Source organism: Streptomyces turgidiscabies Car8 (genome assembly GCF_000331005.1).
GTDB classification, from domain to species: Bacteria; Actinomycetota; Actinomycetes; order Streptomycetales; family Streptomycetaceae; genus Streptomyces; species Streptomyces turgidiscabies.
Window position 1 is genome coordinate 1 of record NZ_AEJB01000524.1, and the last position, 8760, is coordinate 8760.

Genomic DNA, 8760 nt, shown 5'->3' on the forward strand with positions numbered 1-8760 from the left:
GGAGACGGTCAACTCGGCGCGGTTTGACGCGAGTTTGAATCTCCGGACGCGTGTTCATGGTCAACAGCGACCTAGAGTCTCCCTCTGGCCTCCGTGTGAGCGCCTGGTACTCAGTTCACCGCGACATGGGGGGAATCGGCGTGAGACGTCGATGGGTGAAGGTTCTGCTGATCACGGTCGTGGTGCTCGCCGCACTGTTCACAGCGGCCGACCGCGCGGCCGTGCACTACGCGGACAAGGAGATCACGCAGCTCGCCAAGGAGAAGTACGGCTACGCCAACACCACCGACGGCCATATGGACGTGTCGATCGAGGGCTTCCCGTTTCTGACCCAGGCCGCCGCCCAGAGCTTCGATCATGTGTCGCTGACCGCCGACCGGTTCACCATCGACACCACGACCAACGCCCAGGGCGGCTATCTGCCCGTCGACCGTCTCCACCTGGACCTGCGTGGTGTGACGGTGACCTCGCTGACTGCGCGCAGCGCCGAAGCGAACCTCGCCACCGGCACTCTGACCCTCTCGTACAAGGAACTGTCCGGGGTCCTGAGCCGGCTCACGCGGGGCGGCGGCCCGTTGCAGGTGTCCCGGGCGCCCGGATCCAGCGGCCAGGCGGCACGTGTCAAGGTCTCCGGCACGGTCGGCGGGACGGCGTTGAACACCACGGGAACACTCCTGGCGCAGGGCACGGAAATCTCCCTGACGATCCCTGGAGTCGAGAGTGCCGGCAACGTCTGGCGGGTCGGCCTCCCGCAGGGCGTCGGCTTCGAGGCGGCGCGCGCCACGGCGGACGGCGTCGAGATCAGCCTCGTCGGTCATCAGGTGACACTCGGCTCCTCTCGCTTCGACGGCTGAGGCGCCCGTCCCGGCCGGGGGCGCTACGGGAGCAGGCCCGCCCGGCGGGCCGCGGTGACGGCTTCGAGGCGGGTGCTGGTGCCGAGCTTGCGCATCACCGAGCGCAGATAGCCCTTCACGGTCTCCAGGCCGATGTCGAGCCGGTCGGAGATCTCCAGGTTGGTGCAGCCCCCGGCGACCGCGGCCAGCACGTCCAGCTCACGCGGCGAAAGATTCGCCGCCGGCCCGGGTGAGGTCCGCTCCGCGCAGCAGCCCGACTCCAGCAGGGAACACACCTCGTGGAAGCGTTCCTTGAGGTGGTCCTCGCCGATCGTCTCCGTCAGGTCCAGCAACTCGGTGTGGACCGCGTGCACCTGCTCCAGGGCCGCCGCGTCACGGGGCGAGGGCGTGCTCCGCACGGCCCGCGCCTCCGACAGGAGCCGGTGCGCGTGCTCGTGGGACGCGAGGAACTGCTCCAGGTCGCGAGCCGCCGCCGTCACCGCCGTCAGCACACGGTCACTCAGCCGTACCGCGTCCCGTGACCCCACGAAGAGCGCGGCCCGTACCGTCGTACCCACGATCACGGGCGCCGCCACCATCGCCCGTACGTCCTCCTCCGCGATGAAGGAGTCGTACTCGTGGCTGATCTGGTGCGCCGTCCGGTAGTCGCTCACCGCTGCGAGCCGACGTGTCGTCAGTACCTTGCCGATCAGTCCCGCCCCTGCCGTCACGGGGAACCCCCGGCGTGCCTGCGACTTCACCCCGCTGGTCTCACCGATCCGCAGCAGCTGCGGGCCGACGACCCAGGCCACACCCGCGACAGCCATACCGCTGTCCCTGCGCAGCGCCAGCACCGCGGCACGGGCGGCGGCGGCCTCCGCACTGTCCTCCGCCGGCAACACGAGCGGGTCGACTCCTTGTCCGAGCGCAGCGGGGGCTGTTCCACCGCCGCCAGGAGAACAGTTCTGCAAGCGCTCCTCAACGTCAAGCGCCTTGCGAGTAAAGGTAGTTGACTGTTCTTCAGCTTTCCCGTGAGGTTCCCGCCCTGCGGATCCGGCACGACCGCGTACGACTTCCGGTGCCCCCTCATCCGGGGGTAGCTTGGCGGCCCGGTTTAGCTCAATCTTGGTGCCAGTAGAACGCCTCTTCCCGGTCCGGAGAACGGGATGTACAACCGTATGACCCGTCGCCCGGGCCGCGTGCACCACCCCCAGCGCGAGACCTGCCGAGCCCGAGGTCGTCGTGTGCACCCGCCGGCTCCGAGCCCGCACCCCCAGAGAGGAACTCCTCCCCCATGGATTTCTCCCGCCCACCGCTTCCTGCCGGCCACGAAGAAAGCGCTGTCGTCGCCCCGCGCCACCCACGCCACCCACCGGTCGGCTCCGTCGGCATCCACGGGTCCGGGATGCCTCCGCCCGCGGTCCGGCCGGACTTCGCCGACTGACCCGGCACACCCCGAGCGACTGACCCGAGACGACCACCGATTGCCCGGACGTACGGGACCGGCCGGAACCGCGCCGTCTCGTCAGCACCTTCGCGGCCGCCCTGGACCGGCGGAACCCGATGGTGTTCGCTCGCCGCTCGAGGACGACGGCGAGCTGATCCTGATTTCCCCGGCCCGCGACAGCGCCTCGGGGGAGAGCGACTGCCTCGCGCACGAGATGTACGCCGACGCGGACGCCAGAACGCGCGTACGCGCCATCCGCCACCGCGACTCCTACCGGCGTACGACAGGAACCTGGCGCTTCACCCGCCGGGAACCGATCGTGGACCGGACCGAGGACCACGTTTCGCAGCACCCACCGGCCACTGACCCCGGCCGCTCCCGCTCCCCGGGGAACGCACCACCGGAGCACTCTGTGCTCCCGCGCAGACCGAGGAAACGTATGACAGTGAAACCAGCCCCCGTCTCGGACGACGACCGCCAGCTCAAGCGTGCCATCGAATCGTTACGCCACACCACCGACGTGGATCTCACCTTCGGCGGCGTGGTGACCAGAGGGCGGCACGCGCAGCTCACCGAGTTCGCCGGCAACTCGACCAGAGCCCTCATGGGGCTGACCCTCGGGTTCGGCATGGGGCTCGGCGGCAAGGCGGTGGCTCTGCACCGGCCCATCGCGGTCAACGACTACGCGAACTCCAAACGGATCAGCCATCACTACGACCTCATGGTCGCCGCAGAGGGCATCCAGGCCGTCGTGGCGGCCCCCGTGGTGGTGAACCGCACGGTACGGGCGGTGATGTACGGTGCGGTCCGCCAGTCCGTCGGGCTGGGTGACCGGACGGTCGACGCCGTCATGGACACCGCCCGCGCCCTGGAACAGAACCTGGCCGTGCGCGACGAGGTGGTGCGGCGGCTCGGCCTTCTCGACGAGCCCGTGACGGCCGGCGAGCACCCGCCCGAGCCGGCGTCCCCCCGCTGGGAGGCGATTCGCGAGGCGTACGCGGAGCTTCGGGTGCTCGCCCAGCACGTCACGGACACCGACCTGCGCGAGCGGGTAGCCGCGTTGAGCGACAAACTGGCCGACGCCGGAGCGCCCGCCTCCCGGCGTTCGTCCGCCCCGGCCCTCTCGGCGCGCGAACTCGATGTCCTGTCGTGCGTCGCACTGGGGCGGACCAACACCGATGTGGCGGCTGAACTCGGCCTTCGGGCGGAGACGGTGAAAAGCTATCTGCGCAGCGCCATGCGCAGGCTGGGATGCCATTCACGCCTGGAAGCGGTCATGACCGCCCGCCAATTGGGCCTGCTGCCCTGAGCGTGGAAAAGGCCGCCGGGAAAACCGAGAAGGAAACGGTTCAAGAAGTGAGGGCTTCTTTGCGGAGCCGTTCGAGGACGGCCAGCCGGTCCTCCTGCTCGATACGCGCGGTGGTGGAACGGTCGGGATAGCAGCGCATGAACATGTTCGTGAAATGCGTGCCGTAGTGGATGAATTCGTCGCCCTCGGGCGCGCCCAAAGGACGGGCCACGGCCTGGAACGACGGCTCGTGGAAGTAGGCCATCGTGAAACGCTCACGGTCGGCCAGGCGCACCTTGTGCGGGGTGGAGAGGAGCGTTCCGCCGGTGATGAACTGCATGATGTCGCCGGGGAAGACGGTGAAGACCGAGGGCGTCGGGGCCACGAACGTCCAGGGGTCCTCGTTCTCGAAGCGCCCCGCCATGGACTCGTCGGGCAGCCAGTTGCGCCCCCGGGCCTCGCCGGGGACGGGCGGCCGTATGTACAGGCCGCCGACCTCGTCCTGGGCGGCGATGACGAGGAGACCGTAGTCGGTGTGGGAGCCGATACCGCGCTCGGAGGTGGCGTCCGCCGGCGGGAAGCGCAGCACCCTCATGTGGTGCCAGCCGTCGTCGGTGAGCCGTGTGAAGTGCTCCATGTCGTCCAGGCCGAGGCCCAGCGCGGTCAGTCGGAGCAGGCGCTGGCCGATGTCTCCGACGACGTCCATGTAGTCCTTCATGGCCGCGGCGTACTGGTCGGACGGCCAGGGGGCTGGGCCGTGACACGGCCACCTGTCGAGGACACGGGGGTCGTCGGCGGGGATGTCGGGGCAGACGGTGAAGATCTCCGAGCCGTCCTTCTCGCCGGCCGTCTCCTCCTCGCCGGATGCGACATAGCCGCTGTAGGTGAGGTCGGAGACGTGCTGGGCCTTCTCCTTGAGCGGCCGGCTGACGAAGGCCCTGGATGCGTCGAGGGCCCGTCCGGTGGCAGCATCCTGTTCGGGAGTCGCCTGGATCTGGAAGATACCGTCTGCCTGCCAGGCGGCGATGAGCGCCCGCCCGAGTTCCCGGTCGGCGTCACCGCCTTCGACGGTCGGGGGCAGTGAGAATGTCTGCAGTTCGGTCATGCCCCCACCATGAACCGGACGCAGGCAATCCACTACCCCCTTCTGAGGGGGCCGGACCGACAACAGACATACCCTCAACACACGTACCGACAAAGGGACTTACGATGATTATCTTCGGCACCAAGGGATATCTGTACCAGCTCGCGATACTGACGCTGGTGTGCGGCCAGTGCGGGAATCCGTCGGCGCACGCGCTGCGGAAGCGCGTCACCAAGTTCACCCTGTTCTTTGTGCCCCTTTTCCCTTTCTCGACCAAGTACCTGACGCAGTGCACCTTCTGCGGTGCGGAGCAGAAGGTGACCAAGGAACAGGCGGAGCAGCTGCAGGGCGGCGGCGTCGCCGGTGACCGGACGAACACGCCGCCGCAGCAGCAGTCCTACCGCCCCTGAATCCGGGCGCCCACGGCCGTCATCGTGCTCCCTGCCTGATCCGGCGCAGCAGCAGGAAACCGGCGATCAGGAGAAGCGCCCCGAGCCCGGCCGGCCACAGCTGGGTTCCCGTGTCGGCGAGATCGCCCGTCACGGCCTGTGGCTCGGGCCGCGAGGCGGAGGCGTCGCCACCCCCTTCGTCCGCGGTCGCCGCGCTGCCTACGTCGCTGGCGTCGGCGTCGTCCGTCGGGGTCGCGGCCGTCTCGGCCCGCTGGGTGGCCGGCGGTGACGTGTAGGCCCTGGGCTCCGCCTCGACGGGCTCCTTCGACGGCGTGGCGTTCGCCGGGTCCGGGGTCCAGGCACTCGGGGAGGGCGAGAGCGAGGGCTCCGGCGTCTCGTCCTCGCCCGGGGTCACCGTGGGGTCGGCGGTCGGCTCGTCGGTGCCGCCGGACGGGGGGTCCGGAGTCGCGGTCGGCGTCGGGGTGTTCTCCGGGTCCTCACCGTCCGAGGAGCCGGCGCCGCACTGCCGCCCGGAGTTGATGCAGTCGACCATGTCACGCATCAGGTTCTCGTCGAAGACGTTGATGAAGTCACCGTGGTCCGTGACCGGCTTGTGCAGCTGCTCGGGGAACGAGTCGACCGCGAACAGGGGCGTCGTACGGCCGCCGTCCTGCAGGCTCGGTGCGTCGACGTCGTAGACGATGCGCTGCACCAGCTGTGGAATCGCCTGGAAGCCGCCCGCGCAGTTTCCGTCGGCGTCGGCGAACGCCACGTGGGTGCGGTGGTTGGCGCTGTCGATGTTCCTGCCGTCCCAGCAGCTCTGGAACTTGAAGGTGCGCACCACGTCGCTGCCCTGGGGGCACAGCGGGTACTTGTCCTTGAGCTGCCGGTCCTCGAACCCGGTGCAGCTCCAGGAGGCGTTGGCGTTGGCGGTGCCGTTGACGAACGCCTTGGCATCGCCGGTGATGATGCGCAGCAGCTTGGGCATGGCCACGACCTGGCCGCGCGGGTTGCCGACGAACGTCATCGTGACCTGCTTCGCCGTGACGATCTCGCCCGCGTTGCCTTCGATGCCGCCGCCGGGTGAGGCGGCGTCCTGTTCCCGCGTGCCGTTCTGCAGGCGCAGCACGGGCCAGAAGTAGGAGGACCTGTCGCCCTGGTCGACGCAGCTCGTCTGCGCCCCGGCCAGGTCATCGTTGCCGGCGAACGCGTTGTTGGACTGGTTGCCGACGTAGTCGTGGAAGTGGTGTGCGCCGTTGGACACACCGGGAGCCACGATGACGTTGTCCGAGTTGAACAGACCGTTCGCGTTCACACCGCAGCTCGTGGCGAAGGTGCCGCGGGAGGCGTTGTTCTGCGGGGCGGGGTTCTGCGCGGTGGGCTGGACGGTGGTGATGTCCGCGAAGTCGTCGGCGACCGGGCCGTTTCCGGCCTGACCGCCGTTGCCGTTCTGCTGGTCACCCTGGTCCTGGCCGCCTTGGTCGTCCTGGCCCTCACCCTGGCCGTCGCCCTGGTCCTGACCGTCCTGACCGCCCTGGCCGTCGCCGTTCTGGTCCTGCCCCTCCTCGGACTGGTCGTCGGAGGCGCGGAAGGTGCAGGCCGCCAGGTCTTCGAGTCCCTGGGGACGGTCTCCCACCCGGTCGATGGCGATCGCGATCCGCTCGATGGTCGCGGACCGCTTCTCCTTCAGCGGGTTCATGATCGCGGAGTCGGCGAAGCCGCCGTCGTCGCGGATCGCCTGCGCCGAGTTCTGCAGCCGCTGATAGGCCTCGGCGATCTGCTGGTCCAGGGCGGCGAGCTCCTGGTCGACCTCCGGCCGGGCCTCCTCCGGTACGGCCGCCAACTGACCGCCGACGTCCGGGCAGTCGATCGTCGCGGCTCCTGACGAAAGAGTCCGGTCGGCCCAAGTCTGTTCAGCCGAGCCGCCGTTCGGGCCGTTTTCGGTGGCCGAGGCGTAGACGTTCGCGACGACCAGTCCACCTCCCCCCAGCATCAGGGCGACCGCCGCGAAGGTGGCGCGGCGTGGACCTGTCGGGCGTCTGCGCGTGTTACGTCCCACGGAAGTCTCCTGCGCTTCATGACCGGTTCGGCATATGAATGCCCCCGGCGTCATACGCGGGCGGACCCCCGAGCGTTCAAGTGCCACTCGGATTCATAGGAATCTCTCAGAGAACGGGGTCATCAGGAGAGTCTTCCAGGCCCATAAGTCCACTTTATGAGCCCATAACCCCGACCCCCGTACCAGCTTAGGCTTGCCTTAGTTTAGGCTTCCTTCGAAGATCCGAAGATCTCCTGTCATCGCTCGAAGGGAACCTGATCATGCCTCGCCCACTGCGGGTGGCCATTGTCGGAGCCGGCCCCGCCGGGATCTACGCCGCCGACGCGTTGCTGAAGTCCGCAGTGGCCGCGGAGCCCGGCGTGTCCATCGACCTCTTCGAGCGGATGCCGGCCCCGTTCGGGCTGATCCGGTACGGCGTCGCCCCCGACCACCCGCGCATCAAGGGCATCGTCACGGCGCTGCACCAGGTGCTCGACAAGCCGCAGATCCGCCTCTTCGGGAACGTCGACTACCCGGGTGACATCAACCTGGACGATCTGCGCGCCTTCTACGACGCGGTGATCTTCTCCACGGGGGCCACGGCCGACCGTGCCCTCGACATACCCGGCATCGAGCTGGACGGCTCGTACGGAGCCGCGGACTTCGTCTCCTGGTACGACGGACACCCGGACGTGCCGCGCACCTGGCCCCTCGACGCGGAGAAGGTCGCGGTACTCGGAGTCGGCAACGTCGCGCTCGACGTGGCGCGCGTCCTGGCCAAGACGGCGGACGAGCTGCTGCCGACGGAGATCCCGCCGAACGTCCATGAGGGACTCAAGGCCAACAAGGCGCTCGAGGTCCACGTCTTCGGCCGCCGCGGCCCGGCGCAGGCAAAGTTCAGCCCGATGGAACTGCGCGAGCTGGACCACTCCCCCAACATCGAGGTCATCGTCGACCCCGAGGACATCGACTACGACGACGGCTCGATCGCCACCCGGCGCGGCAACAAGCAGGCCGACATGGTCGCCAAGACGCTGGAGAACTGGGCCATCCGTGACGTCGGCGACCGGCCGCACAAGCTGTTCCTGCACTTCTTCGAGTCGCCCACCGAGATCCTCGGCGAGGACGGCAAGGTCGTCGGCCTGCGCACGGAACGGACCGCTCTCGACGGCACCGGCAACGTCAAGGGCACCGGCGAGTTCAAGGACTGGGACCTCGGAGCGGTCTACCGCGCGGTGGGCTACCTCTCCGACAAGCTGCCCAAGCTGCCCTGGGACGTCGAGTCGGGCACCGTTCCCGACGAGGGCGGCCGCGTGGTCCAGGAGACCGGCGAGCACCTCCCGTCGATGTACGTCACCGGCTGGATCCGGCGCGGCCCCGTGGGGCTGATCGGGCACACGAAGGGCGACGCCAACGAGACTGTCGCCAATCTGCTGGACGACTACACCAACGGCCGTCTTCCCGAACCGGCTTCGCCCGCTCCGGAGGCGGTGGACGCGTTCCTCGGCGAGCGGGACGTCCGCTTCACCACCTGGGAGGGCTGGCACCGGCTGGACGCCGCGGAGAGGGCTCTGGGCGAGCCCGAGGGCCGCGAGCGGGTGAAGATCGTCGAGCGCGAGGACATGCTCCGGGCCAGCGAGGCGTAAGCAGGGGCAAGCAGGGCCGGAGAAGCGACAGGGCT

At 69.0% G+C, this 8760-nt stretch carries 7 protein-coding genes and 1 pseudogene; 5 read left to right on the forward strand and 3 right to left on the reverse strand.

Annotated features, from left to right (window positions below; translation table 11 throughout):
- The first annotated feature begins 140 nt into the window (after positions 1 to 140).
- Positions 141 to 854 (forward strand): LmeA family phospholipid-binding protein, encoded by a 714-nt coding sequence (locus STRTUCAR8_RS38225; RefSeq protein ID WP_234372743.1) that lies wholly within the window; start codon positions 141 to 143, stop codon positions 852 to 854.
- A 23-nt stretch (positions 855 to 877) separates the two neighbouring features.
- On the opposite strand, the gene STRTUCAR8_RS38230 is transcribed toward STRTUCAR8_RS38225, so the two are convergent.
- Positions 878 to 1735: a LuxR C-terminal-related transcriptional regulator gene (locus STRTUCAR8_RS38230; RefSeq protein WP_006381702.1), complete on the reverse strand. Its 858-nt coding sequence runs from the start codon at positions 1733 to 1735 to the stop codon at positions 878 to 880.
- Positions 1736 to 2011: 276 nt separating this feature from the next.
- Here STRTUCAR8_RS38230 and STRTUCAR8_RS56020 point away from each other — a divergent pair.
- Positions 2012 to 2578, forward strand: a pseudogene (locus STRTUCAR8_RS56020) (nuclear transport factor 2 family protein); the annotation flags it as partial.
- 141 nt (positions 2579 to 2719) lie between these two features.
- Positions 2720 to 3589 carry a helix-turn-helix transcriptional regulator gene (locus tag STRTUCAR8_RS38235; protein WP_006381704.1) on the forward strand — a complete coding sequence of 290 codons (870 nt, stop codon included), beginning with the start codon at positions 2720 to 2722 and terminating at the stop codon, positions 3587 to 3589.
- 40 nt (positions 3590 to 3629) lie between these two features.
- Here STRTUCAR8_RS38235 and STRTUCAR8_RS38240 read toward each other — a convergent pair whose 3' ends face one another.
- The gene (locus STRTUCAR8_RS38240) at positions 3630 to 4673 is read right to left on the reverse strand and encodes a 2-oxoglutarate and iron-dependent oxygenase domain-containing protein (RefSeq protein ID WP_006381705.1); all 1044 of its coding nucleotides are present in this window, start codon (positions 4671 to 4673) and stop codon (positions 3630 to 3632) included.
- A 104-nt stretch (positions 4674 to 4777) separates the two neighbouring features.
- On the opposite strand from STRTUCAR8_RS38240, the gene STRTUCAR8_RS38245 reads away from it, so the two are divergent.
- Entirely contained in the window at positions 4778 to 5062 is a 285-nt protein-coding gene (locus STRTUCAR8_RS38245) for a zinc-ribbon domain-containing protein (protein WP_006381710.1), read from the forward strand.
- A 19-nt stretch (positions 5063 to 5081) separates the two neighbouring features.
- On the opposite strand, the gene STRTUCAR8_RS38250 is transcribed toward STRTUCAR8_RS38245, so the two are convergent.
- Positions 5082 to 7100, reverse strand: a complete 2019-nt coding sequence (locus STRTUCAR8_RS38250) for a DUF1996 domain-containing protein (protein ID WP_006381703.1) — start codon at positions 7098 to 7100, stop codon at positions 5082 to 5084.
- Between the two features lie 260 nt (positions 7101 to 7360).
- Between STRTUCAR8_RS38250 and STRTUCAR8_RS38255 the strand changes: the two genes are divergently transcribed.
- A complete protein-coding gene (locus STRTUCAR8_RS38255) occupies positions 7361 to 8725 on the forward strand; it encodes an FAD-dependent oxidoreductase (protein WP_006381708.1) in 1365 nt (454 codons plus the stop codon).
- The last annotated feature ends 35 nt before the right edge of the window (positions 8726 to 8760 follow it).